This is a genomic window from Pseudomonas sp. zfem004, from assembly GCF_032621715.1.
Lineage (GTDB): Bacteria > Pseudomonadota > Gammaproteobacteria > Pseudomonadales > Pseudomonadaceae > Aquipseudomonas > Aquipseudomonas sichuanensis.
In genome coordinates this window covers 233,443-256,734 of record NZ_JAVYJF010000006.1, presented here as the reverse complement: position 1 = coordinate 256,734, position 23,292 = coordinate 233,443, and the positions used below count along the sequence as shown (strand labels likewise).

25 protein-coding genes are annotated in these 23,292 nt (G+C 63.8%); 10 read left to right on the top strand and 15 right to left on the bottom strand.

The genetic code is table 11. From position 1 onward, the window contains the following. Nucleotides 1–305 precede the first annotated feature (305 nt). Nucleotides 306–1,505, bottom strand: a complete 1,200-nt coding sequence (gene tyrS / locus RTH46_RS09360) for a tyrosine--tRNA ligase (protein WP_153786054.1) — start codon at nucleotides 1,503–1,505, stop codon at nucleotides 306–308. A gap of 214 nt (nucleotides 1,506–1,719) precedes the next feature. Here tyrS and RTH46_RS09355 point away from each other — a divergent pair, with 214 nt between their 5' ends. Together RTH46_RS09355 and RTH46_RS09350 are read left to right on the top strand one after the other, a co-directional pair. Next, nucleotides 1,720–3,147: a peptidoglycan DD-metalloendopeptidase family protein gene (locus tag RTH46_RS09355; RefSeq protein ID WP_153785965.1), complete on the top strand. Its 1,428-nt coding sequence runs from the start codon at nucleotides 1,720–1,722 to the stop codon at nucleotides 3,145–3,147. Between the two features lie 4 nt (nucleotides 3,148–3,151). Further along, nucleotides 3,152–4,243: an anhydro-N-acetylmuramic acid kinase gene (locus RTH46_RS09350; RefSeq protein ID WP_153785966.1), complete on the top strand. Its 1,092-nt coding sequence runs from the start codon at nucleotides 3,152–3,154 to the stop codon at nucleotides 4,241–4,243. 60 nt (nucleotides 4,244–4,303) lie between these two features. On the opposite strand, the gene erpA is transcribed toward RTH46_RS09350, so the two are convergent. Then, nucleotides 4,304–4,654 carry an iron-sulfur cluster insertion protein ErpA gene (gene erpA, locus RTH46_RS09345; protein WP_125462372.1) on the bottom strand — a complete coding sequence of 117 codons (351 nt, stop codon included), beginning with the start codon at nucleotides 4,652–4,654 and terminating at the stop codon, nucleotides 4,304–4,306. 145 nt (nucleotides 4,655–4,799) lie between these two features. After that, nucleotides 4,800–5,834 carry an N-acetyl-gamma-glutamyl-phosphate reductase gene (gene argC / locus RTH46_RS09340; protein WP_110994258.1) on the bottom strand — a complete coding sequence of 345 codons (1,035 nt, stop codon included), beginning with the start codon at nucleotides 5,832–5,834 and terminating at the stop codon, nucleotides 4,800–4,802. 140 nt (nucleotides 5,835–5,974) lie between these two features. On the opposite strand from argC, the gene hemJ reads away from it, so the two are divergent. The 7 genes from hemJ to RTH46_RS09305 all read left to right on the top strand — a co-directional run bounded on the left by hemJ (nucleotide 5,975) and on the right by RTH46_RS09305 (nucleotide 10,807). After that, nucleotides 5,975–6,400 (top strand): protoporphyrinogen oxidase HemJ, encoded by a 426-nt coding sequence (gene hemJ, locus RTH46_RS09335; protein ID WP_125462371.1) that lies wholly within the window; start codon nucleotides 5,975–5,977, stop codon nucleotides 6,398–6,400. Nucleotides 6,401–6,430: 30 nt separating this feature from the next. Further along, entirely contained in the window at nucleotides 6,431–7,387 is a 957-nt protein-coding gene (locus RTH46_RS09330; RefSeq protein WP_153785968.1) for an NAD(P)H-dependent flavin oxidoreductase, read from the top strand. Between the two features lie 51 nt (nucleotides 7,388–7,438). Beyond that, nucleotides 7,439–8,215 carry an SDR family NAD(P)-dependent oxidoreductase gene (locus tag RTH46_RS09325; RefSeq protein ID WP_153785969.1) on the top strand — a complete coding sequence of 259 codons (777 nt, stop codon included), beginning with the start codon at nucleotides 7,439–7,441 and terminating at the stop codon, nucleotides 8,213–8,215. A gap of 64 nt (nucleotides 8,216–8,279) precedes the next feature. Beyond that, nucleotides 8,280–8,618, top strand: a complete 339-nt coding sequence (locus tag RTH46_RS09320; protein ID WP_153785970.1) for a histidine triad nucleotide-binding protein — start codon at nucleotides 8,280–8,282, stop codon at nucleotides 8,616–8,618. A gap of 65 nt (nucleotides 8,619–8,683) precedes the next feature. Continuing rightward, nucleotides 8,684–9,331 carry a 2-polyprenyl-3-methyl-6-methoxy-1,4-benzoquinone monooxygenase gene (gene coq7, locus RTH46_RS09315; protein ID WP_110994262.1) on the top strand — a complete coding sequence of 216 codons (648 nt, stop codon included), beginning with the start codon at nucleotides 8,684–8,686 and terminating at the stop codon, nucleotides 9,329–9,331. 10 nt (nucleotides 9,332–9,341) lie between these two features. After that, a complete protein-coding gene (locus tag RTH46_RS09310; protein ID WP_316905509.1) occupies nucleotides 9,342–10,379 on the top strand; it encodes a DUF2157 domain-containing protein in 1,038 nt (345 codons plus the stop codon). A 74-nt stretch (nucleotides 10,380–10,453) separates the two neighbouring features. Next, nucleotides 10,454–10,807, top strand: coding sequence for a hypothetical protein (locus tag RTH46_RS09305; RefSeq protein WP_316905508.1), 354 nt, complete (start codon nucleotides 10,454–10,456; stop codon nucleotides 10,805–10,807). 20 nt (nucleotides 10,808–10,827) lie between these two features. Here the strand turns inward: RTH46_RS09305 and RTH46_RS09300 are convergent, their stop codons facing one another. Next, nucleotides 10,828–11,250 (bottom strand): OsmC family protein, encoded by a 423-nt coding sequence (locus RTH46_RS09300; RefSeq protein ID WP_110994264.1) that lies wholly within the window; start codon nucleotides 11,248–11,250, stop codon nucleotides 10,828–10,830. Between the two features lie 191 nt (nucleotides 11,251–11,441). Here RTH46_RS09300 and crp point away from each other — a divergent pair, with 191 nt between their 5' ends. Next, nucleotides 11,442–12,086 carry a cAMP-activated global transcriptional regulator CRP gene (gene crp, locus RTH46_RS09295; protein ID WP_153785972.1) on the top strand — a complete coding sequence of 215 codons (645 nt, stop codon included), beginning with the start codon at nucleotides 11,442–11,444 and terminating at the stop codon, nucleotides 12,084–12,086. Here crp and RTH46_RS09290 read toward each other — a convergent pair. The 11 genes from RTH46_RS09290 to RTH46_RS09240 form a co-directional block, all read right to left on the bottom strand. Beyond that, nucleotides 12,083–12,787: a biotin/lipoate A/B protein ligase family protein gene (locus tag RTH46_RS09290; protein WP_110994265.1), complete on the bottom strand. Its 705-nt coding sequence runs from the start codon at nucleotides 12,785–12,787 to the stop codon at nucleotides 12,083–12,085. The two genes, crp and RTH46_RS09290, sit on opposite strands and share 4 nt — an antisense overlap. Nucleotides 12,788–12,934: 147 nt before the next feature. Continuing rightward, nucleotides 12,935–13,768, bottom strand: coding sequence for an indole-3-glycerol phosphate synthase TrpC (gene trpC / locus RTH46_RS09285; RefSeq protein ID WP_153785973.1), 834 nt, complete (start codon nucleotides 13,766–13,768; stop codon nucleotides 12,935–12,937). Continuing rightward, nucleotides 13,765–14,814: an anthranilate phosphoribosyltransferase gene (gene trpD, locus RTH46_RS09280; protein WP_125462364.1), complete on the bottom strand. Its 1,050-nt coding sequence runs from the start codon at nucleotides 14,812–14,814 to the stop codon at nucleotides 13,765–13,767. Before trpD ends, trpC begins: the two co-directional genes overlap by 4 nt. Before the next feature lie 9 nt (nucleotides 14,815–14,823). After that, nucleotides 14,824–15,417 carry an aminodeoxychorismate/anthranilate synthase component II gene (locus RTH46_RS09275; protein WP_110994268.1) on the bottom strand — a complete coding sequence of 198 codons (594 nt, stop codon included), beginning with the start codon at nucleotides 15,415–15,417 and terminating at the stop codon, nucleotides 14,824–14,826. Nucleotides 15,418–15,492: 75 nt separating this feature from the next. Further along, on the bottom strand, nucleotides 15,493–16,974 hold the full coding sequence (gene trpE / locus RTH46_RS09270; protein WP_153785974.1) for an anthranilate synthase component I: 1,482 nt from the start codon (nucleotides 16,972–16,974) through the stop codon (nucleotides 15,493–15,495). A gap of 70 nt (nucleotides 16,975–17,044) precedes the next feature. Continuing rightward, complete coding sequence (locus tag RTH46_RS09265; RefSeq protein ID WP_316905507.1) at nucleotides 17,045–17,863, bottom strand: phosphoglycolate phosphatase; 819 nt, start codon at nucleotides 17,861–17,863, stop codon at nucleotides 17,045–17,047. Next, a complete protein-coding gene (gene rpe / locus RTH46_RS09260; RefSeq protein WP_279846051.1) occupies nucleotides 17,860–18,534 on the bottom strand; it encodes a ribulose-phosphate 3-epimerase in 675 nt (224 codons plus the stop codon). Before rpe ends, RTH46_RS09265 begins: the two co-directional genes overlap by 4 nt. Nucleotides 18,535–18,729: 195 nt before the next feature. Beyond that, entirely contained in the window at nucleotides 18,730–19,557 is an 828-nt protein-coding gene (locus tag RTH46_RS09255; protein WP_125462360.1) for an ABC transporter permease, read from the bottom strand. Nucleotides 19,558–19,568: 11 nt separating this feature from the next. Next, entirely contained in the window at nucleotides 19,569–20,816 is a 1,248-nt protein-coding gene (locus RTH46_RS09250; RefSeq protein ID WP_153785977.1) for an ABC transporter permease, read from the bottom strand. Between the two features lie 153 nt (nucleotides 20,817–20,969). Beyond that, complete coding sequence (locus RTH46_RS09245; protein ID WP_316905506.1) at nucleotides 20,970–22,004, bottom strand: ABC transporter substrate-binding protein; 1,035 nt, start codon at nucleotides 22,002–22,004, stop codon at nucleotides 20,970–20,972. Nucleotides 22,005–22,044: 40 nt separating this feature from the next. Beyond that, nucleotides 22,045–23,157 carry an ABC transporter ATP-binding protein gene (locus tag RTH46_RS09240; RefSeq protein WP_110994274.1) on the bottom strand — a complete coding sequence of 371 codons (1,113 nt, stop codon included), beginning with the start codon at nucleotides 23,155–23,157 and terminating at the stop codon, nucleotides 22,045–22,047. Nucleotides 23,158–23,292: the final 135 nt, after the last annotated feature.

Genomic DNA, 23,292 nt, shown 5'->3' with positions numbered 1-23,292 from the left:
GATCGTGAGACCGAAACGCTTCCGGAGCTTTCGAATCGCTTAACTCATTGAATTTCAAGGAGTTTTGCGTTCCGCTGTCGCTGGAAGTGGGGCGCATTATAAGGGGATCTGAAACCCCGTCAACCTTTAATTTCAAGAAAGTGTCATCAGCCTGAAAACAAAGCGGGGACGCTGGAAGTGGGGCGCATTATAAGGGGATCTGAAACCCCGTCAACCTTTAATTTCAAGAAAGTGTCATCAGCCTGAAAACAAAGCGGGGAGGCCTGTCGGCCTCCCCGCTTCTATATAGCTATGCCGCCAAGTGATCACTCAGCCTTGAGGGTAACCCGGCCAAAGGCTTTCTTGCCCGCCTGGCACACGTGAGTAGCGCCCAGAACAAACATGAAATCACGCTCAACCACTGCGCCATCAACCTTAACGGCGCCAGCACTGAGCAGATCCCTCGCCTGAGCCGAGTTTTTCACCAGGCCAGCCCGGTTCAACACGGCAGCAATCGGCAAGTCCTCAGCCGCAGCGACTTCGATCTCCGGCAGATCTTCAGGCAGCTCGCCTTCCTTCATCCGGTTACCCGCCGCACGGTGAGCATTGGCAGCAGCTTCCTCACCATGGAAGCGCGCAACAATTTCTTCCGCCAGCTTGATCTTGATGTCGCGCGGATTCGCGCCCTGCGCCACATCCGCACGGAACTGGTCGATCTCCTCCATGGAGCGGAAGCTGAGCAGCTCGAAGTAACGCCACATCAAGGTATCCGGAATCGACACGAGCTTGCTGAACATCACGCCCGGCGCTTCCTGGATACCGACATAGTTACCCAGCGACTTGGACATCTTCTTCACGCCGTCGAGCCCTTCGAGCAGCGGCATGGTGACAATGTTCTGCGCCTCCTGGCCATACGAGCGCTGCAGCTCACGCCCCATCAGCAGGTTGAATTTCTGGTCCGTGCCACCCAGCTCGACGTCCGCCTTCAGCGCCACCGAGTCATAGCCCTGCACCAGCGGATAAAGGAACTCATGGATCGCGATCGGCTGATTGCTGCTGTAGCGCTTGTCGAAGTCATCACGCTCGAGCATGCGCGCGACCGTGTACTGCGAGGCCAGACGGATGAAATCGGCCGGCGTGAGCTTATCCATCCAGGTGGAGTTGAAGGCGACCTCGGTCTTGGCCGGGTCAAGGATCTTGAACACCTGCTGCTTATAAGTCTCGGCGTTATCCAGCACCTGCTCGCGTGTCAGCGGCGGGCGAGTGGCACTCTTGCCGCTCGGGTCGCCGATCATGCCGGTGAAGTCACCAATCAGGAAGATGACCTGATGGCCCAGATCCTGGAACTGGCGCAGCTTGTTGATCAGCACCGTGTGGCCCAGGTGCAGGTCCGGCGCGGTAGGGTCGAAGCCCGCTTTGATACGCAGCGGTTGGCCGCGCTTGAGCTTCTCCACCAGTTCCGACTCGACCAATACCTCTTCCGCACCGCGCTTGATTAGCGCCAGCTGCTCTTCAACAGACTTCATAGACAGACCCGCAAGGCTCAGATTCAAGGGGAGCCAACCATACAAGATCGGCCATCAAATACAAGTTTCGCAACGGAATGTGACCCGAACAGCGCAACGCAACGTCTACGCGCCCTTGCGCGAGAATGGATTTGGTTATATTTTATACAGTTATTTCATCTTCATCATGTCATTCATCTTTTCCATTTCATCATTTTTCAAAGTCACCTCACCTATGACCAACGAAACGCCTAAAGCGCCCCCGCTTTATCCGAAAAGCCATCTGTTGGCCGCCAGCGGCATCGCTGCTCTCCTCAGCCTGGCCTTGCTGGTATTCCCTTCCAGCGAAGTTGAAGCCAAGAAAACCACGCTCAGCCTGGAGCTGGAGAGCCCGGCCGAGCAGCTGAAGGAAGAATCCCGCGCCGCGCCACTGGTGCAATCCGAACAAAACACCGACTCGCCCTTCGCCCAGATCGAAGGCGAAGAAGCGGACACCGCCCAGGCCAAGCCCGAGAGCAAGCCGGAACCCGCCGCTGTTGCCAAACAGGAAGACAAGGCCCCCGGCCACCGCGAGGTAGTCGTGGCGCGCGGCGATACGCTGTCCACACTGTTCAACAAGGTCGGCCTGCCGGCCAACGCCGTCCACGACCTGCTGGCGAGCAACAAGCAAGCCAAGCAGTTCAGCCAGCTCAAGCATGGCCAGGTGCTGCAGTTCGAACTGGACAAGAACGGCCAACTGACCAGCCTGCACAGCAAGGTCAGCAACCTCGAAACCATCCGCCTGACCCGTACCGACAAGGGCTTCAGCTTCGATCGCGAAGTCAGCAAACCGGTCGTGCGCACCGCCTACGCCCATGGCGTGATCAAGAGCTCGCTTTCGGCCTCGGCACAACGCGCGGGTCTGTCCCACAGCATGACCATGGACATGGCACGCATCCTCGGTTACGACATCGACTTCGCTCAGGACATCCGCCCGGGCGACGAATTCGACGTGGTCTACGAGCAGAAGATGATGGACGGCAAGGTGGTCGGTACCGGCAACATCCTGTCGGCCCGCTTCACCAACCGCGGCAAGACCTACACCGCCGTGCGCTACACCAACAAGCAAGGCAACACCAACTACTACACCGCCGACGGCAACAGCCTGCGCAAGGCGTTCATCCGCACGCCGGTGGACTTCGCCCGCATCAGCTCGCGTTTTTCCGCCGGCCGCAAACACCCGATCCTGAACAAGATCCGCGCCCACAAGGGTGTCGATTACGCCGCCCCACGCGGCACACCAATCAAGGCCGCTGGCGATGGCCGTATCGAGCTGGCCGGGCGCCGTGGCGGCTATGGCAACACCGTGATCATTGCCCACGGCAACTCGTACAAGACGCTGTATGGCCATATGCAGGGCTTCGCCAAGGGCATCAAGACCGGCAGCAACGTCAAACAAGGCCAGGTCATCGGCTACATCGGCACTACCGGCCTGTCGACCGGCCCACACCTGCACTACGAGTTCCAGGTCAACGGCGTGCACGTCGACCCGCTGAGCCAGAAGGTGCCGATGGCCGACCCGATCGCCAAGGCTGAGCGCGCGCGCTTCAACCAGCAGAGCCAACCCTTGATCGCCCGTATGGATCAGGAAAAGGCCACCCTGCTCGCCGCCAACAAGCGCTGACCACATGGCGCTCTATCTTGGCGTGATGTCCGGGACCAGCCTCGATGGCCTGGACATCGCCCTGATCGAACAACGCGAGCAGCTTCGGCTGCTCGCCACCCACTACATCCCCATGCCCACCGACCTGCGCCAGCAGCTGCTTGGCCTCTGCGCCAGCGGCCCCGACGAGATCGCCCGCGCGGCACTGGCGGAGAACCACTGGGCTACCCTTGCCGCCGAAGGGATCAACTACCTGCTGCGCGAGCAAGGCCTGCAGCCCGATGCCATTGCCGCCATCGGCAGCCATGGGCAGACCATTCGCCACGAACCCGCCCGCGGCTTCACGGTACAGATCGGCAACCCGGCGTTGCTCGCCGAGCTGACCGGTATCTGTGTGGTAGGTGATTTCAGGCGCCGCGACGTGGCGGCAGGCGGCCAGGGCGCGCCGCTGGTACCGGCCTTCCATGAAGCGCTGTTCGGCCACCTAGGCCAGCGCCTGGCGATCCTCAATGTGGGCGGCTTCAGCAACCTCAGCCTGATCGAGCAGGACAAACCAGTGCATGGTTTCGACTGCGGGCCGGGCAATGTGCTGCTGGACGCCTGGATCGAGCGCAAGCGCGGCCAGGTATTTGATGCTGACGGAGCCTGGGCGGCCAGCGGGGCAGTGCAACCGGACTTGCTCCATACACTGCTGAGCGACCCGTTCTTCGCCGGCAGCGGCCCGAAAAGCACCGGCCGCGAAGTCTTCAACCTGCCTTGGCTCGACGGCCATCTCGCCCGACTGCCCAGCTACCGCGACGAAGATGTACAGGCCACACTGCTGGAACTGACTGCACGCAGCATCATCGACTCGCTGGGCCAGGCTCAACAAGGCACCGAAGCCTTGCTGGTGTGCGGCGGAGGCGCCCGCAACGGCGCGCTGATGGCACGCCTGGCGCAACTGCTGCCGGGCGCCCAGGTGTCCAGCACCGCAGCGCATGGCGTCGATCCGGACTGGGTCGAAGCCATGGCCTTTGCCTGGCTGGCCCATTGCTGCCTGCAGCGCATCCCCGCCAACCGGCCCAGCGTCACCGCCGCCAGGGGCCTGCGCGTCCTCGGCGCCATCTACCCCGCCTAACCCGCCTGCACAATGCAAAACGCCGCGCAAATGCGCGGCGTTTTCATGTCAGCCCATGGATCAGATCGAGAACGACGAACCACAGCCACAGGTGGTGCTGGCATTCGGGTTCTTGATCACGAAGCGCGAACCTTCCAGGCCTTCCTGGTAGTCCACTTCGGCGCCCGCCAGGTACTGGAAGCTCATCGGGTCGACCACCAGCGCGACACCTTCACGCTCGACGATAGTGTCATCCTCGGCCACGTCTTCATCGAAGGTGAAGCCGTACTGGAAGCCCGAGCACCCACCGCCCGTCACGAAAACGCGCAGCTTCAGACGCTCGTTGCCCTCTTCGCTGACCAGGGTCTTCACCTTGTGTGCAGCCCCTGGGGTGAACTCCAAAGCCGTGGGGGTGAAGGTTTCGACGCTCATGCTGATTCTCCCGGCGCAGTGCCGCCATAAAACTCGATGGCGCGTATTATCCGCTTGTCCGAGAAAATCGGTCAACAATTGTGCTGCTTTAGTCGCCCCCATGAAAAAGGCCCGCACACGGCGGGCCCTTTGCAACAGTGCAGGCTTACGGCAACAGGCCGGCGTGGGACAGGCCCATGCGCTCGTCCAGGCCGAACAGGATGTTCAGGTTCTGCACCGCCTGGCCGGACGCGCCCTTGACCAGGTTGTCGATCACCGACAGCACCACCACCAGGTCGCCGCCCTGTGGCCGGTGCACGGCGATACGGCACACGTTGGCGCCGCGCACGCTACGGGTCTCCGGGTGGCTGCCGGCCGGCATCACGTCGACGAACGGTTCGTTGGCGTAGCGCTTTTCGAACAGCGCCTGCAGATCGACCGAGGTATCGACGACGTTTGCATAGAGGGTGGCGTGAATGCCGCGGATCATCGGGGTCAGGTGAGGCACGAAGGTCAGGCCGATGTCCTTGCCTGCGGCCAGGCGCAGGCCCTGGCTGATTTCCGGCAGATGGCGATGCCCTTTGACCGCATAGGCCTTCATGCTTTCGCCGGCCTCACAGAACAGCGAACCTACAGCGGCACCACGGCCTGCACCACTGACGCCGGACTTGCAGTCGGCGATCAGCCGCGAAGGGTCGGCCAGGCCAGCCTCCAGCAATGGCAGGAAGCCCAGCTGGGTAGCGGTCGGGTAGCAGCCGGGCACAGCGATCAGGCGCGCCTGGCGGATCTTCTCGCGGTTCACTTCAGGCAGGCCGTAGACCGCGTCCTTGAGCAGTTCAGGCGCGCCGTGCGGTTGCCCGTACCACTTGCCCCACTCGACGGCGTCCTGCAGGCGGAAGTCGGCGGACAGGTCGATGACCTTGGTGCCCGCCGCCAGCAGCTCGCCGGCCAGGGCGTGGGCGACACCGTGCGGGGTAGCGAAGAACACCACATCACAGGCGCCCAGAGCCTTGCTGTCCGGCACGCTGAAACACAGCCCGTCGTAGTGGCCGCGCAGGTTGGGATACATGTCGGCAACCGCCACGCCCGCTTCCGAGCGCGAAGTGATGACCGCCACTTCGGCCTGAGGATGCTGCGCCAGCAGACGCAGCAGTTCGACACCGGTGTAACCCGTGCCGCCGACGATACCGACCTTGATCATAACGCTTGCCCCTTATCAACGAGCCCACTGGAAAGCGCACGATAATAGGGGCCCGGCAGGCCTGTAACAACTATTCCCATGACCCTTCGGCGCTTGCCCACTACTATTCGCACGACCGTGAAAACCTGAAGGAACCGCACATGCTCTATCTATGGATCAAGGCGCTGCACATCGTCAGCGTGGTTTGCTGGTTCGCCGGCCTGTTCTACCTGCCACGCCTGTTCGTCTACCACGCCCAGAGCCAGGACAGCATCAGCCTCGAGCGCTTCATCACCATGGAGCGCAAGCTGTACCGGGGCATCATGAACCCGGCAATGATCGCCACCTACGTGTTCGGCGGCTGGATGCTCTACCTCAACCCCGGCTGGCTGAGCCAGGGCTGGCTGCACGCCAAGTTGACCCTGGTGGTGCTGCTGACCGCCTACCATCATATCTGCGGTGCCCAGCGCAAGCGCTTCGCCGCCGGCACCAATACCCGCAGCCACGTGTACTACCGCTGGTTCAACGAGGCGCCGGTCCTGATCCTGCTGGGGATCGTAATTCTGGTGGTGGTCAAACCGTTCTGACGATAACCCGCCCTGCACAGGAGTTTCGCCATGTCCCTGCCCGCCTCGCTGCAACAGCGGCTGCGCCTGCCACTGGTGGCCGCTCCGATGTTCCTGATTTCCAACCCGCAACTGGTGCTGGCCTGTTGCGCCAGCGGCGTGGTGGGCAGTTTCCCTGCGCTCAACCAGCGCGACAGCGCAGGCTTCAAGGCCTGGCTGGAGGAAATCGAGGCAGGCCTGGCCCAGATGCAGGCACCAGCCCCTTATGCCGTCAACCTGATCGTTCATGCGAGCAATCCACGCCTGCAGGCCGACCTGGCCCTGTGCGTCGAGCATCGCGTGCCCATCGTCATCACCAGCCTCGGCGCAGTGAAGGAAGTGGTGGATGCCGTGCACAGCTACGGCGGCCTGGTGTTCCATGACGTGACCACCCGGCGCCATGCGCAGAAAGCGGCAGAGGCCGGTGTCGATGGGCTGATCGCCGTGGCGGCCGGCGCCGGTGGCCATGCAGGGACCTGGAGCCCGTTCGCCCTGATCGCCGAGATCCGCCAGTTCTTCGACAAGACCCTGCTGCTGGCGGGCTGCCTCAACCACGGCCACGAATTGCTCGCGGCGCAAATGCTGGGGGCAGACCTGGGCTACATGGGCACACGCTTCATCGCCACCCGTGAGAGCCAGGCCCAGGACGCCTATAAACAGATGATCCTCGGCGCAACAGCCGCCGATATCATCCACACGCCTGCAGTATCCGGCATTCCTGCCAGCTTTCTGCGGCAAAGCCTGGACCAGGCCGGTTACGACCTGGCGGCGCTCACCAGCAGCCATGAGGCCGCCAAGCTCAAGCCCCTGGACGAGGAAGCCAAGGCCTGGAAGACCGTCTGGTCCGCAGGCCAGGGCGTCGGCGAGATCAATGACCTGCCCGGCGCCGCAACTCTGATCGAACGCCTGCACAGCGAATACCGAGGCGCCCTGGACCGCGCCCAACAGCTACGCAGCAACGCCTTGTAGCAAACCAACCAGGCTGTACACTAGGCGCCCCTTACGCCCCAGGAGCCTTGCATGACCCGTTACGCCATGATTACCGGCGCTTCCACCGGCCTGGGCCTGGCCCTGGCGGAGGCCCTGGCGCGGCGCGGGCGCAACCTGATCCTGGTGGCACGCCAGCGCGAGACGCTGGAGCCGGTGGCCATCGAACTGACCCAGCGTTTTGGCGTGGAGGTGCTGTTCCGCGCCTGCGACCTCAGCCAGCCCCTGCGCCTGTCGGGGTTCGTGCTTGAGCTGGAGGAAGGCGAGCGGCGCATCGACCTGCTGGTCAACTGCGCAGGCCAACGCACCTACGGGCCCTTCCTTGCCCATGAGTGGGCTGACGAGCAGGACCTGCTGGAGGTCAATATCCTGGCCCTGAGCCGCCTGTGCCATGCCATCGGCAACCTGATGGCCGTGCAGGGTGGCGGGCAGATCCTCAATGTCGCGGGCCTGGCCGGGGTCGCGCCCGGCCCCTGGATGGCCGCCTACGCCGCCAGCAAGGCCTATGTGCTCAGCTTCAGCGAAGCCTTGCGCGAAGAGCTCGGGCGCACCGGGATCAAAGTTTCGGTGCTGTGCCCCGGGCCGGTTCGTTCGTCGCGCCGGCGCATTCCCCGCCTCGACGACAGCAGCCCAAGCCCCGAGGAGATCGCGCTGTACACCGTACGCGCGCTGGACAAGAACCGCGCGCGGATCATCCCCGGCCGGCGCAACCGCTGGCTGGCCTTTGCCCCGCGCCTGTTGCCGCGCTGGTTGACGCGCAAGCTGGCCGGCGTGATCCACCGCCGTTACTGCCCGGTCGGCATGGAATAAGCACTGGGCGAGTGGCAGCGGGCTCAGTACACTCGGCCCGGACACTCACCATGGAGCAAGTGCTGTGGACGATCTATTCCTCAAAATCATCAACCGGGAAATCCCGGCGGATATCATCTACGAAGATGACCAGATTCTGGCCTTCAAGGATATCGCCCCCGCGGCGCCGGTCCATTTCCTGGTCATCCCGAAGAAACACATCCGCACCCTCAACGACCTGACCGAAGAAGACAAGGCCCTGGCTGGGCACATCCTCTTCACCGCCCAGCGCCTGGCCATTGAGCAAGGCTGCGAGGAAGGCTTCCGCGTCGTCATGAACTGCAACCCCAAAGGCGGCCAGACCGTCTACCACATCCATATGCACGTGCTTGGCCAGCGCCAGATGCACTGGCCACCGGGCTGATCCAGGGCAAGCCCCCTCCAGCCGATTGCGGTAAACTGTCGGGCACACTCTAGTGGAGGTGCCCGATGGCTACCGAACGTCACTACTCGCCGCTCGACCGCTTGTTGCTGCAGGCCGATACCGCCATGCGCACCCTGCTCCCCTTCAGCGGCCAACCTTCGCGCCCGTCACCGGCGATCATCCAGCCCGACGCCGAACTCGACGAACAGCAAAGCCGCCACGTCGCCGGCCTGATGCGCATCAACCACACCGGCGAAGTCTGCGCCCAGGCGCTCTACCAGGGCCAGGCCCTGACCGCCAAGCTGCCCCAGGTACGCAAGGCCATGGAGCATGCGGCCGAAGAAGAAATCGACCACCTGGCCTGGTGCGAACAGCGCATTCGCCAGCTCAACAGCCACCCCAGCGTGCTCAACCCGCTGTTCTACGGCATGTCCTTCGGCATCGGCGCACTCGCCGGCCTGGTCAGCGACAAGGTCAGCCTGGGTTTCGTCGCCGCCACCGAGCATCAGGTGTGCAAACACCTGGACGAGCACCTTGAGCAGATCCCCGAAAGCGATGGCAAATCCCGCGCCATCCTCGAACAGATGCGCGTCGACGAAGAGCACCACGCCGAATCCGCGCTGGAAGCCGGCGGCTATCGCTTCCCGGCGCCCATCCGGTTCGGCATGAGCCTGATGGCCAAGGTCATGACCAAGAGCACCTACCGCATCTGAGGCACAGCGCATGGAACGCTTCGACGCCAAGGACCTGGCACGCGCGGTAGACGCCGGTGTACTGCAACCGGGCCAGGACCGCGCACTGCTGGACTTCCTGCGCCAGCAACCGCAAAACCGCGGCAGCTTCCAGCTGGCCCACGTCGCCTTCTACTTCGGCGCCCTGTTGATCATGGGGGCGATGGGCTGGTTGCTCACCGAAGCCTGGATGCGCATCGGCGACAGTGCACTGCTGGCCATCGCCCTGCTCTACATCGCCACGCTCACCCTGTTCGCCCTGTCACTGCAACGCCGCGGGCAGCCGATCGCCGCCGGCGTGCTGGCGGCGGTCGCGGTGAGTATCGTGCCGCTGGCGGTTTTCGCCGTGGAACGGCTGGTGGGCTGGTGGCCGCTGGACGATGCCCAGGGTGACTATCACCAGTACTACACCTATGTGCAGGGCGGCTGGCTGGCCATGGAGGCCGCAACCGTGGTCGCCGGCCTGCTGATGCTGCGCCTGGTGCCCTTCCCGTTCATCGTCATGCCGATCGCCTTGGCGCTGTGGTTCATGTCCATGGACCTGACCGAGTGGGTGTATGGCGATGTGTTCAGCTGGGACCAGCGACGTACGGTCTCGGTGTGGTTCGGCCTGGCCGTGCTGGTGGTGTTCGTCGGCTTCGATGGCCGCACCCGCCAGGACTACGCTGGCTGGGGCTACCTGGCCGGCCTGCTGGCATTCTGGGGCGGGCTGACGTCGATGGACAGCGCCAGCGAACTGGGCAAGGCCCTGTATTGCCTGATCAACCTGGGGCTTATGGGGCTGGCCGTGTTGTTGCGCCGGCCGGTGTTCATGGTGTTCGGGGCTATGGGTGTGGCGGCCTACCTCGGCTATCTGTCCTACGAGGTATTTGCCGACTCGCTGCTGTTCCCGCTGGTGCTCACCCTGATCGGCCTTGGCGTTATCGGCCTGGGCCTGCTGTACCAGAAACGCCGGGAAGCCTTGAGTGCACAGCTACGGGCCAGACTACCCGAGCGCCTGTTGCGCTTGCTGCCGGCGTTGCGCCGTTGAAGGCTCGACTGATCACGGCTCGGTTGCTGCAAAGTCTCGGGCTGATACCGGTTGCCTATGCGTTTGTCTGCCTGATGACCGCTACCATCAGGCAAACCGCCTTCAGCCTGCAACTGCCCGACCTCGGCGAGCCCGACAGCAACAGCGTGGTCGAGATGCTGCGGTTCACAGTGCCCGGGCTGCTGCTGTTCCTGCTGCTGGCTTGCAACTGCCGCAAGCGTCGCACGCTCATCGCCCTGTTCGGGTTGGCCGCCATGGTCACGGCACTGCTGCAGTGCATGCTGTTTGCCCAAAGTTTCGGCAACACCTGGAGCACCAGCGAAATACTTGGGCTACTGCTGTTCAACATCCCGATGCTGCTGCTCGCGTTCGCCCCGGGTGTCGCCTGGCTACTGGCCGCTGAGCGGCTGAACCTGCAAAGCGCCTGATTGCCAGGCGCCATTACCGGTCACGCGAGTTCGACAATCTCGTAACCGTGGGTGATTTCCACCCCAGCACGCTCGAGCATGATCGATGCCGAGCAGTATTTCTCGGCCGACAGCTCCACCGCGCGCTTGACCTGCGCCTCTTTCAGCCCACGCCCTTTGACCACGAAGTTCATATGGATCTTGGTGAACACCTTGGGGTCCTCACTGGCGCGCTCGGCTTCCAGGAAGGCTTCGCAGCTCTCCACCGCCTGGCGCGACTTCTTGAGGATGCTGACCACGTCGAAGCTGCTGCAGCCGCCCAGCCCCAACAGCAGCATTTCCATCGGGCGCACGCCAAGGTTGCGGCCGCCGGCTTCGGGCGGGCCGTCCATGACCACCACATGGCCACTCCCCGACTCGCCGAGGAACATTGCTTCACCCGCCCACTGGATGCGTGCCTTCATCTATCCGGACTCCCGATCTCGTAAAAAGGGTGCCAGCTTAGACCTTGTGACGCTGTCGGAAAAGCTCAAGGCGCAGCGCTTTAATGCCGATACATGGGGACGTGTCTGATAAGCTGGCGCCAAATGACTGGCACATCACGCCAGGCAGCCTCAATAAAAAGCCAACGCCTCACATCGAACAGGATTTCGTGATGGTTTCTTCAGCCCTTGCGCCCAAGATCAAGAACATCGAAAAGCTGCTGGTGCACTGCCAGCGCCGTCGCTATGCCGCCAAAAGCAACATCATCTGCGCGGGCGACCGGGCCGAGACCCTCTCGTTCATCATCAAAGGTTCGGTGACCATCCTGATCGAGGACGACGATGGCCACGAAATGATCATCGCCTACCTCAACAACGGCGACTTCTTTGGTGAGCTTGGCCTGTTCGAGCCCGTCGGCCAGGAGCATCAGCGCAGCGCCTGGGTGCGGGCCAAGACCGAATGCGAAGTGGCCGAGATCAGCTACGACAAGTTCCGCGAACTGGGCCGCCAGGACCCGGAGATTCTCTACGCCCTCGGCGCGCAAATGGCCCAGCGGCTACGCAACACCACCCGCAAGGTCGGCGACCTGGCCTTCTTCGACGTGACCGGCCGAGTTGCCCGCTGCCTGCTCGAACTGTGCAAGCAGCCAGACGCCATGACCCACCCCGACGGCATGCAGATCAAGATCACCCGCCAGGAGATCGGGCGCATCGTCGGCTGTTCACGGGAAATGGTCGGCCGCGTCCTCAAGGATCTCGAGGAGCGCAGCCTGGTACAGGTGAAGGGCAAGACCATGGTGGTCTACGGCACCCGTTAGTCTTTCGGCAGCCCGGCAATGACCTCGGCATAGGCCAGGGAAAGGCGCTCGAACCAGGGCGCCTGTGGCGCCACTTCATGCAGAGCGATATGGCTGTCGGCCCGGCAACGCTGTTCAAGTTCGCAGCATTCATTGAAACGATTGACCGCCGCCACCATCGATTCACGCTCGTTATCCAGCAGCAGTGCACCATGCACCAGCACCACCGGGCGCTTGCCACCCAGGCCCTGGCGCCAGCGCTGGGCAGTGCCGACCAGTTTGCGGCCGTTCAGGTTGACGTTGTAGCGGCCATCGCAAAAGGCGCCGTCGATTTCTCCCACCGACGCCACCCCACCCCACTCGCGCAGTACATCGCAAAGCGGCAGGCACAGGCGCTCGTAGGCATTCTCGATGCGCCCGTGATCGCCTTCACTGCGCGGGGCAACGTAGACCAGCGCCACGTTCACGGTCGAATGCGACTGCGGCACAGGCTCACCACCGGTTTCGCGCAGCAATACCGGCCAGCCGGCGATCGCCAACTCGGCGCAGGCGGCTTCGAAGTTATCCAGACGACTCATCCGGCGTGGCATCACCAGCGCATGATCGGTGGGGCGCCAGAACAGCACGCCAGCGTCACGCTCGCCACGGCACACGGCGGCCAGCAATTCCTGCTCGGCGTGCAGGCCTTGCTCGACGGTCAGGGCCAGGGGTTGATCGGTCATTGATCCACCTTTGATGAAAGCTCTACCGGCCTCATCGCGGGGCAAGCCCGCTCCTACGTTGTCACCCGTGGGAGCGGGCTTGCCCCGCGATCAGGCCCTCGAATACAGACACAAAAAAGCCGGCAACAAACGCCGGCTTCGGTTCAATCAGTCCAGTGGCTGAACGGTCTTCTTCACCTGGTCAGGGAAGAACAGCCGCTGCAACTCGAGCCCCGGCTGTTCGGCGCGCATGAACGCCTCGCCGACCAGGAACGAATACACCTCGTTGATAGCCATCAACTCGACATCGGCCCGATTGAGGATGCCACTCTCGGTGATGGCCAGGCGATCGCGGGGGATGCGTGGCAGCAGGTCGAGGGTGGTCTCCAGGCTGACCTCGAAGGTGTGCAGGTTACGGTTGTTGACACCGACCAGCGGGGTATCGAGGGTTTTCAGCGCGCGCTCCAGCTCATCTCCGTCGTGCACTTCGACCAACACGTCGAGGCCGACATCCTTGGCCGTGGCGGCAAGCTCGGCCATCTTCACGTCATCCAGCGCCGATACGATCAGCAGTACGCAGTCGGCACCCAAGGCGCGGGCTTCAACGATCTGGTAGGGGTCGACCATGAAGTCCTTGCGGATCACCGGCAGCGACACTGCGGCGCGGGCCTGCTGCAGGTATTCGTCGGCGCCCTGGAAGTAATCCACGTCGGTCAGCACCGACAGGCAGGTCGCCCCACCCTTTTCATAGCTGACCGCGATCTCGGCCGGTACGAAGTTTTCGCGAATCACGCCCTTGCTTGGCGAAGCCTTCTTGATCTCGGCGATCACCGCCGGCTGCTTGCGCTTGGCCTGCTCGATCAGGGCATTGGCGAAGCCACGCGGGGCGTCGGCCGCCTTGGCCAGGCGCTCCAGTTCGGCGAGGCTGACCCGCGCACTGCGCTCGGCCACTTCCTGGAACTTGCGGGCGATGATCCTTTCCAGCACCGTCGGCACGCTCATGCTTCGTTCTCCACTTTGAATACCGCGGTAAAGGCGCCCAGCTCCTGCAGCTTTTCCCAGGCCAGCCCGGTGTGCAGCACGTCGTGGGCCAGTTCCACGCCCTGGGCCAGGGTCATGGCGTGGTCGGCGGCGTACAGCGCCGCACCGGCATTGAGCACGATCATTTCGGCGGCCTTCTGGCCGTTCTCGGTCTTGCGCCGGCCCAATGCGTCACGGATCAGGTCCAGCGACGCCTGCGGCCCATCGACCGCCAGGCCGTGCAGGCTCTGGCTCTTCATGCCGAGGTCTTCGGGCTCGACCCAATACTCGGTGATCTGGTCATTCTTCAGTTCGGCAACGAAGGTCGGCGCCGCCAGGCTGAACTCGTCCAGGCCGTCCTTGGAGTGCACCACCAGCACATGCTTGCTGCCCAGGCGCTGCAGCACTTCGGCCAGCGGGCGGCACAGCGCCTGGTTGAACACACCGACCACCTGATGCTTCACCCCGGCCGGATTCGTAAGCGGGCCGAGCATGTTGAACAGGGTGCGCAGCCCCAGCTCGCGACGCGGGCCGGCGGCATACTTCATGGCCTTGTGATGGCTCTGGGCGAACATGAAGCCGATCCCCAGGCTGTCGATGCAGCGGGCGACCTGCACCGGGGTGAGGTTCAGGTAGATACCGGCGGCTTCCAGCAGGTCGGCGCTGCCGCTCTTGCCGGATACCGCGCGGTTGCCGTGCTTGGCCACCGGGCAGCCGGCGGCCGCGAGGACGAACGACGACGCGGTGGAAACGTTGAAGATGTTGGCGCCATCGCCGCCGGTGCCGACGATGTCGACCACGCCGTCGAGGCTCTTGAGCTCGACCTTGTCGGCCAGCTCGCGCATCACCGACACCGCGCCGACGATCTCGTCGATACTTTCGCTCTTCATGCGCATGCCCATCAGGAAGGCGCCGATCTGCGCCTCGCTGCACTGGCCGGTCATGATCTGGCGCATGACCTCGCGCATTTCATCGGTGCTCAGGTCCAGGTGGCCGACGATACGGCTCAATGCAATCTTGATATCCATGCTCGATCCTTAGCGGCGGCCGCCGGTCTGCTTGAGGAAATTGGCGAACAGCTCGTGGCCCTGCTCGGTCAGGATGGACTCGGGGTGGAACTGCACCCCTTCGATATTCAGTGTCTTGTGGCGCAGGCCCATGATCTCGTCGACCGAGCCATCGGCGTGGGCGGTCCAGGCGGTCACTTCCAGGCAGTCCGGCAGCGTCTCGCGCTTGACCACCAACGAGTGGTAACGGGTAACGGTCAGCGGGTTGTTGAGGCCGGCGAACACGCCCAGGTCACGGTGCACCACCGGGCTGGTCTTGCCATGCATCACCTGGCGGGCGCGCACCACGTCACCGCCGAAGGCCTGGCCGATCGACTGATGGCCAAGGCAGACGCCCAGAATCGGCAGTTTGCCGGCAAAGTGCAGGATGGCCTCGATGGACACACCGGCTTCGCTCGGGGTGCAGGGGCCTGGGGAAACCACGATGCGCTCGGGATTGAGGGCTTCGATCTGGGCGATGGTCATCTCGTCATTGCGGATGACCTTGACCTCGGCACCCAGCTCGCCGAGGTACTGCACGACGTTGTAGGTGAAGGAGTCGTAGTTGTCGATCATCAGTAGCATCTGGAACGAACCTCTTGAATACGGGGGACTCCGGGGGCGCGTGGCGGCCCGCCGGGCTCATGGACCACGGCCGGCTCAGCGTTTGCTGGTCTGCTCGGCGAGGGCCACCGCGCGGAACATCGCCCGACGCTTGTTGATGGTTTCTTCCCACTCCAGTGCCGGCACAGAGTCGGCGACGATGCCGCCGCCGGCCTGCACATGCAGCTCGCCGTCCTTGATCACCGCAGTGCGGATGGCGATGGCGGTATCCATGTTGCCGTTCCAGGCGAAGTAGCCCACCGCACCGCCGTAGACGCCGCGCTTGACCGGTTCCAGCTCATCGATGATCTCCATGGCGCGGATCTTCGGCGCCCCCGACAGGGTGCCCGCCGGCAGGATCGCCCGCAGCGCATCCATTGCAGTCAGCCCCTCGGCCAGTTGGCCGGTGACGTTGGAGACAATGTGCATCACGTTCGAATAGCGCTCGATCACCATCTTCTCGGTCAGGCGCACGCTGCCGGTGGCCGACACACGGCCCACGTCGTTGCGGCCCAGGTCGATCAGCATCAGGTGTTCGGCGATTTCCTTGTCATCCGACAGCAGGTCGTCTTCCAGGGCGCGATCGGCCTCTTCGGTGGCGCCGCGCGGGCGGGTACCGGCGATCGGGCGCACCGTGACCAGATTGTCCTCGACCCGCACCAGCACTTCCGGCGAACTGCCCACGACGTGGAAGTCGCCGAAGTTGAAGAAGTACATGTAGGGCGTCGGGTTGAAGCAGCGCAGGGCGCGGTAGAGGTCGATCGGCGCGGCCGCAAAATCGATGGACATGCGCTGCGACGGCACCACCTGCATGCAATCACCGGCGAGGATGTACTCCTTGACGGTGTCCACCGCGCGCTCGTAGTCACCCTGGGTGAAACTGGAGCGGAAGGCCGGCTCGGCCGCCATCGGGCCATCGAGGTCGAGGCCGCGACGTGGAGTGATCGGCTGGCGGAGTTTCTCCAGCAGGCCTTCCAGACGGGCCTGGCCTTGCTCGAAGGCCTGCTCGTCGCTGGGGTCGACCAGCACGATGGCGTGCATCTTGCCCGCCAGGTTGTCGAACACCACCACCGCGTCGGAAACCATCAGCAGGATGTCCGGCACCCCCAGCGGGTCCGGGTTCGGGCAGGCGCCCAGGCGTTTTTCCACATAGCGCACGCAGTCGTAGCCGAAGTAGCCGACCAGGCCGCCGTTGAAGCGCGGCAGGCCCGGAATGTCGGCGACCTTGTAGCGATCCTTGAAGGTTTCGACGAAGGCCAGCGGGTCTTCGACGTCATGGCTTTCCACTTCCACGCCATCGTGCAGGATGCTCACGTGGTAGCCATGCACACGCATGACGGTGCGCGACGGCAGGCCGATCATCGAGTAGCGGCCCCACTTCTCGCCGCCCTGCACGGACTCGAGCAGGTACGAGTTGGCCTGGTCGGCCAGCTTGAGGTAGATCGACAGGGGGGTATCGAAGTCGGCCAGGGTTTCGCGGGCCAGGGGGATGCGGTTATAGCCGGCAGCGGCCAGGCGCAGGAATTCTTCGCGGGTCATGTGTAGCCTCGTGGCAAGCAGCAATGGGGTCAGGCAAGCGGACGGGCCGGCAGGCGCCGGCGGGCATAAGTCAGGCGCGCCAGCGCCAGCGGGCCAGGGCCTTGATGACTTTCATCCAGAATTTGCCAGTAACCACCACGTCGTTGTCTCTGCTGTGCGGGGCTTGAAGGTCCGCCAACGTTATCCCAGTGTCGGTGACTAAGCAACCAGGCAGCAGCAGGCGCAGGTCGCTGATCACCAGGCTGGGAGACTCCTCGTCGATGGGGCGGCCATGGTTGTAGCCATAGCTCAGGCCGACGCACTGCACCCCGGCCGCTTTCGCCGCCAGCACGTCGCTGCGCGAATCGCCGACGAACAGCGACTGCGCAGGCTCGACACCGGCCATCTTCATCACGAACAACAGCGCCGCCGGGTCGGGCTTTTTCTGTGGCAGGGTGTCGCCGCCGATGATCCAGCGGAAGTAGCGCCCGATCTTCATCTGGTCGAGCAAGGGGGCAACGAAGCGCTCGGGCTTGTTGGTGATCAGCGCCATCTCCACGCCCTGCTTGCTCAGCCAGCGCAGGGTGTCGCGCACACCGGGGTAGACGACGGTCAGCTCATGGCTGTCGGCGTAGGCCTCCATGAACAGCGCCAGCGCGCGCTCGGCCAAGGCGTCGTCCACGCCTTCGTGGTCCAGGCCACCGGCCAGCGCCCGGCGCACCAGCACCTGGGCGCCGTTGCCTACCCAATGACGCACGGCGTCGAGCCCGGCGGGCTCGCGCCCGAGTTCGAGCAGCATGCGGTCGACGGCTGCGGCCAGGTCGGGGACCGAGTCGATCAGGGTGCCATCCAGATCGAACATCACCAGCCTGGGCAGCGTCCCCGGGAACAGCTGCTCGAAGCCGCTCATGCGCGTGCCAGCGCCATTTCGGCACGCATCTTGGCGATCACTTCCTGATAGTCCGGGGCGTTGAAGATCGCCGAACCGGCAACGAAGGTGTCGGCGCCGGCTGCGGCGATTTCGCGGATGTTGTTGACGTTGACGCCGCCGTCGATCTCCAGGCGGATATCACGGCCGCTGGCGTCGATCAGTGCACGGGCCTCACGCAGCTTGTCGAGGGTACCGGGGATGAACTTCTGCCCACCGAAGCCTGGATTGACGCTCATCAGCAGGACCATGTCGACCTTGTCCATCACGTACTTCAGCGCATCCAGGCCGGTGGCCGGGTTGAACACCAGGCCGGCCTTGCAGCCGCCGTCGCGGATCAGTTGCAGCGAACGGTCGATGTGCTGGGAGGCTTCCGGGTGGAAGGTGATGTAGGTGGCGCCGGCTTCGATGAAGTCGCCGATGATTCGATCGACCGGGCTCACCATCAGGTGCACGTCGATCGGCGCGGTCACGCCGTACTTGCGCAGCGCGGTGCAGACCATCGGGCCGATGGTCAGGTTGGGTACGTAGTGGTTGTCCATGACATCGAAGTGGACGATGTCGGCCCCGGCGGCCAGAACCTTGTCGACGTCCTCGCCCAGACGGGCGAAATCGGCGGAAAGAATGGAGGGGGCAATAGCGTAGGGCTGCATGGCGCACCTGTTGGGCAGAATCACGGTGGCGCGCATTGTAACCCAGGGAAGCGGATCGGGGCTGATTGGTGTCAATCCTGTGCTGGCCCTTCGCGGGTAAACCCGCTCCCACAGGGATCGCGCAGATCTCGAGAGCCGCACATCACCTGTGGGAGCGGGTTTACCCGCGAAGAGGCCGCTACAGGCATCCGAAAATCAGCCCGGCTGCTGGGTCCTCAGCTTCTCGCTCCGCCCACGCAACCACTCCAGGGTCAGCAGCAATACCACCGAAAACGCGATCAACAGGGTCGCCGCCGCCGCGATGGTCGGGCTCAGGTTCTCGCGGATGCCGCTGAACATCTGCCGCGGCAGGGTGGCCTGCTCGGGCCCGGCAAGGAACAGGGTCACCACCACTTCATCGAACGAGGTGGCGAAGGCGAACAGCGCCCCGGAAATGACACCCGGCGCAATCAGCGGCAAGGTCACCCGACGGAAGGTCAGCAGCGGCGATGCGCCAAGGCTGGCTGCCGCACGCACCAGGTTGTAGTTGAAGCCCTGCAACGTGGCCGACACGGTGATGATCACGAAGGGCACACCCAGCACCGCATGCACCAGGATCAGAGAAATGAAGCTGTTGCCCATCCCCAGCGGGGCAAAGAACAGATAACTCGCCACACCAATGATCACCACCGGCACCACCATCGGCGAGATCACCAGCGCCATCACCAGCGACTTGCCGGGGAAATCGCCGCGGGTCAGGCCGATCGAGGCCAGGGTGCCGAACACCATGGCCAGCACTGTCGCTGCGGGGGCGACGATGATGCTGTTCTTCAGCGAGCGCATCCACTCGGCCGAGGCGAAGAAGTCCTGGTACCAGTGCAGCGAGAAGCCCTGCAGCGGGTACACCAGGAAACTCCCGCTGTTGAACGACAGCGGCACGATCACCAGCACCGGCAGCACCAGGAACAGCAGCACCAGCCCGCAGAGAATGCGCAAGGTGTAGAACCACACCCGCTCCACGGGCGACATGTAGGGGCTCAGCATGACAAGGCTCCTCAGCTCAGGCGCAGGCGGCTGGCGCCGACCAGCCAGCTATAGATCAGGTACAGCACCACGGTAGCCAGCAGCAGCAACCCGCCCAGCGCGGTGGCCATGCCCCAGTTGATGCTGGTGTTGGTGTAGAAGGCGACGAAGTAGCTGACCATCTGGTCGTTCGGGCTGCCCAGCAGTGCCGGGGTGATGTAGTAGCCGATCGAGATGATGAACACCAGCAGGCAACCGGCACCAACGCCGGCGTAGGTCTGCGGGAAGTACACCCGCCAGAAGCTGGCGAACGGGTGGCAGCCCAGGGAGATCGCCGCACGCATGTAGCTGGGCGAGATACCCTTCATCACGCTGTACAGCGGCAGGATCATGAACGGCAGCAGGATGTGCACCATCGAGATGTACACGCCGGTGCGGTTGAACACCAGCTCCAGCGGCTGGTCGATGATGCCCATGGCCATCAGCGCGCTGTTGATCAGCCCGCCCGACTGCAGCAGCACGATCCACGCCGCCACCCGCACCAGGATCGAGGTCCAGAACGGCAGCAGCACCAGGATCATCAGCAGGTTGCTCTGCCGGGTGGGCAGGTTGGCCAGCAGGTAGGCCAGAGGATAGGCCAGCACCAGGCAGATGGCGGTGATCACCACCCCCATCCACAGGGTGCGGGCAAAGATGTCGAGGTAGATGGCCTGGTCCGGCGTGGCCTTGGCCAGCTCACCGAGATCATCGATACGGTGATCGAGCGCCGCCAGCAGGTAGAACGGCGTGACGCTGCTGGTGTTACGGCGGATCGCCTGCCAGTAGGCCGGATCACCCCAGCGCTCGTCCAGCGTCTGCATGGCATCTTTATAGGAAGCAGGCTCGGCCTTGAACGGCAGCGCCCGCGCAGTCTTGGCCAGCAGGCTGCGGTAGCCGGCCAGCTCCATGTTCAGGCGCTTGGATAGATCGCCCAGTGTCTGGTTCTTGCGTGATTCGGCCAGGTCCTGGCTCAAGGCCTTGTAGGCCTCCTCGCCGGGCAGGCTCTTGCCGTCCCACTGCGCCACGGCCTCGACGGTGCGCGGCAGGCCGGCGACCACCTCGGGGTTGCCGACGCTCTTGTATAAAAGCGCGGCGATCGGCACCAGGAACACCAGCAGGAGGAACAGCGCCAGCGGCGCGATCAACGCCTGGGCCTTCCAGCGGTTGACCCGCTCGGCATGCTTGAGGCGCTGTTTGAGGCTTGGACCTGCGCCTTCGTTGAGGGGCACTGCAATAGCCATGGCGAACTCCGCGATACAGGCTGAAATTGGGGCTGCTGCGCAGCCCATCGCCGGCAAGCCGGCTCCCACAAGTACTGCACTGGCTTCAGGGAGTGTGCGATCCCTGTGGGAGCCGGCTTGCCGGCGATGAGCCGCGCAGCGGCTCCAGGTGGTTTACTTCTTCGCCGCCCAGGCGTTGAAGCGTTGCTCCAGCTGCTCGCTGTTGTCGGCCCAGAAGGCCACGTCGATCTGCACCTGGTTGGCGATGTTCTCAGGCGTGGTCGGCATGTCTTTCTTCACCTCGTCCGACAGCAGGCTCACGGCCTTGCTGTTGGCCGGGCCGTAGGCGATGTTCTCGGAGTAGGTTTTCTGCTGTTCGGGCTGGACGCTATAGGCGATGAATTTCTTCGCCTCTTCGGCATCCTTGGCGCCTTTCGGAATGGCCCAGGCGTCGAAGTCGTAGATGCCGCCGTTCCATACCACCTTGAGGTTGCTCTCTTTCTGCACGGCGGCGATGCGGCCGTTGTAGGCCGAGCTCATGACCACGTCACCCGAGGCCAGGTACTGCGGCGGTTGGGCACCGGCTTCCCACCACTGGATGCTTGGCTTGAGTTCATCGAGTTTCTTGAAGGCGCGGTCCTGGCCCTCTTTGGTGGCCAGCACTTTGTAGACTTCCTTCGGCGCGACACCGTCGGCCATCAGGGCGAATTCGAGGGTGTACTTGGCGCCCTTGCGCAGGCCGCGCTTGCCTGGGAATTTCTTCGTATCCCAGAAATCAGCCCAGCTGGTGGGGGCGGTCTTGAGCTTGTCGGCGTTGTAGGCCATGACCGTGGACCAGACGAAGAAGCCCACGCCGCATGGCTGGATGGCGCCCGGCACATAATCGCCTTCATTGCCGAACAACGCCGGGTCGAGCTCCTCGAACATGCCCTCGTCGCAACCGCGGGCCAGCTCTGGCGACTCCACCTCCACCAGGTTCCAGCTCACACTCTTGGTGTCGACCATGGCCTTGATCTTGGCCATCTCGCCGTTGTACTCACCGGCGACGATCTTGCCCTTGCCCGCCTTCTCCCATGGCTCGTAGAACGCCTTGGTCTGGGCGGCCTTGTTGGCGCCCCCGAAAGAAATCACGGTGAGGCCGGCCGCCATGGCCTGGCCGGCGGCGAACAACCCCAGGGCCAGGGCGGTCAGTTTCAACTGCTTGCGCATTATTATTCTCTCCACAGTACAGGGTTGGTGAAGCAATCCATCAGTGGGCTTGTGCAATCGGATCGAGCGCGCGGGCGTGCTCCACCTCCCAGCCCAGCGGTACCACATCGCCCACGGCCAGGGCCGGGTCGAGTTCGGCAATCGGCTGCTTCACGAAGAAGTCGGCCTTGCCGCAGACTTCCAGGCGCACCCGCACGTGGTCGCCCAGGTAGATGAACTCGGCCACCCGGCCAGAGAAGCGATTGACGCAGCTCTCGCTGTGGCCGTTGAGGCGCACGCGCTCGGGGCGAATCGACAGGGTGACCGGCTCGCCGGCCTGGCCGACGTTGACCGCCAGTGCCTCGACCCGCTCGCCACGGCCCAGCTGCACCTGGCAACGCTTGCCATCGCTGGCCAGCAGGGTGCCGTTGATACGGTTGTTCTCACCGATGAAGTTGGCGACGAAGGTGTTGCAGGGTTCTTCGTAGAGGGTGCGCGGGTCGGCGATCTGCTGGATCTCGCCCTGGTGGAACACCGCCACCCGGTCGGACATGGTCAGCGCCTCGCCCTGGTCGTGGGTCACGTAGACCACGGTCACGCCCAGGCGCTGGTGGATGTGCTTGATTTCCATCTGCATGTGTTCGCGCAGTTGCTTGTCCAGGGCGCCGAGCGGTTCGTCCATCAGCACCAGCTGGGGTTCGAACACCAATGCCCGGGCCAGTGCCACGCGCTGCTGCTGGCCGCCGGACAACTGCCCCGGGTAGCGCTTGGCGAAGGCATCGAGCTGGACCATGTTGAGCACGCGCTTGACCCGCTCGCTGACGTCGGTCTTGCTCAGGTTGCGCACGGTCAGCGGGAAGGCCAGGTTCTCGGCCACGGTCATGTGCGGGAACAGCGCGTAGTTCTGGAACACCATGCCGATATCGCGCTTGTGCGGCGGCACGTTGTTGATCGAGCGCCCGGCCAGCTGGATCTCGCCGGCGGTAGGGGTTTCGAAGCCGGCCAGCATCATCAGGCTGGTGGTCTTGCCCGAGCCGGAGGGGCCGAGCAGGGTCAGGAACTCACCCTTGCGAATGTCCAGGTTGAGGTCTTTGACGATCAGCGATTCGCCGTCGTAGCTCTTCTGCACACCACGGAAGCTGACCAGCGTCTCGTTTGAATTCGCCTCGCTCATGCCCTGCACCTTCTTGTTGGAATGACTGCGTAGGCAAAAGAGTAGAAGAGGCGCAAACGCCCGAAAATCGGGGGCGCTGAGAGAATGCCATCATCCGGATGGAAGACTTGCTGTAGGGATCGCCCTACAAGGATG

Coding starts and splice junctions, on each gene's coding strand:
- tyrS (WP_153786054.1), bottom strand. CDS start 1,505: ATGAAGTCTGTTGAAGAGCAGCTGGCGCTAATCAAGCGCGGTGCGGAA.
- RTH46_RS09355 (WP_153785965.1), top strand. CDS start 1,720: ATGACCAACGAAACGCCTAAAGCGCCCCCGCTTTATCCGAAAAGCCAT.
- RTH46_RS09350 (WP_153785966.1), top strand. CDS start 3,152: ATGGCGCTCTATCTTGGCGTGATGTCCGGGACCAGCCTCGATGGCCTG.
- erpA (WP_125462372.1), bottom strand. CDS start 4,654: ATGAGCGTCGAAACCTTCACCCCCACGGCTTTGGAGTTCACCCCAGGG.
- argC (WP_110994258.1), bottom strand. CDS start 5,834: ATGATCAAGGTCGGTATCGTCGGCGGCACGGGTTACACCGGTGTCGAA.
- hemJ (WP_125462371.1), top strand. CDS start 5,975: ATGCTCTATCTATGGATCAAGGCGCTGCACATCGTCAGCGTGGTTTGC.
- RTH46_RS09330 (WP_153785968.1), top strand. CDS start 6,431: ATGTCCCTGCCCGCCTCGCTGCAACAGCGGCTGCGCCTGCCACTGGTG.
- RTH46_RS09325 (WP_153785969.1), top strand. CDS start 7,439: ATGACCCGTTACGCCATGATTACCGGCGCTTCCACCGGCCTGGGCCTG.
- coq7 (WP_110994262.1), top strand. CDS start 8,684: ATGGCTACCGAACGTCACTACTCGCCGCTCGACCGCTTGTTGCTGCAG.
- RTH46_RS09310 (WP_316905509.1), top strand. CDS start 9,342: ATGGAACGCTTCGACGCCAAGGACCTGGCACGCGCGGTAGACGCCGGT.
- RTH46_RS09305 (WP_316905508.1), top strand. CDS start 10,454: ATGACCGCTACCATCAGGCAAACCGCCTTCAGCCTGCAACTGCCCGAC.
- RTH46_RS09300 (WP_110994264.1), bottom strand. CDS start 11,250: ATGAAGGCACGCATCCAGTGGGCGGGTGAAGCAATGTTCCTCGGCGAG.
- crp (WP_153785972.1), top strand. CDS start 11,442: ATGGTTTCTTCAGCCCTTGCGCCCAAGATCAAGAACATCGAAAAGCTG.
- RTH46_RS09290 (WP_110994265.1), bottom strand. CDS start 12,787: ATGACCGATCAACCCCTGGCCCTGACCGTCGAGCAAGGCCTGCACGCC.
- trpC (WP_153785973.1), bottom strand. CDS start 13,768: ATGAGCGTGCCGACGGTGCTGGAAAGGATCATCGCCCGCAAGTTCCAG.
- trpD (WP_125462364.1), bottom strand. CDS start 14,814: ATGGATATCAAGATTGCATTGAGCCGTATCGTCGGCCACCTGGACCTG.
- RTH46_RS09275 (WP_110994268.1), bottom strand. CDS start 15,417: ATGCTACTGATGATCGACAACTACGACTCCTTCACCTACAACGTCGTG.
- trpE (WP_153785974.1), bottom strand. CDS start 16,974: ATGACCCGCGAAGAATTCCTGCGCCTGGCCGCTGCCGGCTATAACCGC.
- RTH46_RS09265 (WP_316905507.1), bottom strand. CDS start 17,863: ATGAGCGGCTTCGAGCAGCTGTTCCCGGGGACGCTGCCCAGGCTGGTG.
- rpe (WP_279846051.1), bottom strand. CDS start 18,534: ATGCAGCCCTACGCTATTGCCCCCTCCATTCTTTCCGCCGATTTCGCC.
- RTH46_RS09255 (WP_125462360.1), bottom strand. CDS start 19,557: ATGCTGAGCCCCTACATGTCGCCCGTGGAGCGGGTGTGGTTCTACACC.
- RTH46_RS09250 (WP_153785977.1), bottom strand. CDS start 20,816: ATGGCTATTGCAGTGCCCCTCAACGAAGGCGCAGGTCCAAGCCTCAAA.
- RTH46_RS09245 (WP_316905506.1), bottom strand. CDS start 22,004: ATGCGCAAGCAGTTGAAACTGACCGCCCTGGCCCTGGGGTTGTTCGCC.
- RTH46_RS09240 (WP_110994274.1), bottom strand. CDS start 23,157: ATGAGCGAGGCGAATTCAAACGAGACGCTGGTCAGCTTCCGTGGTGTG.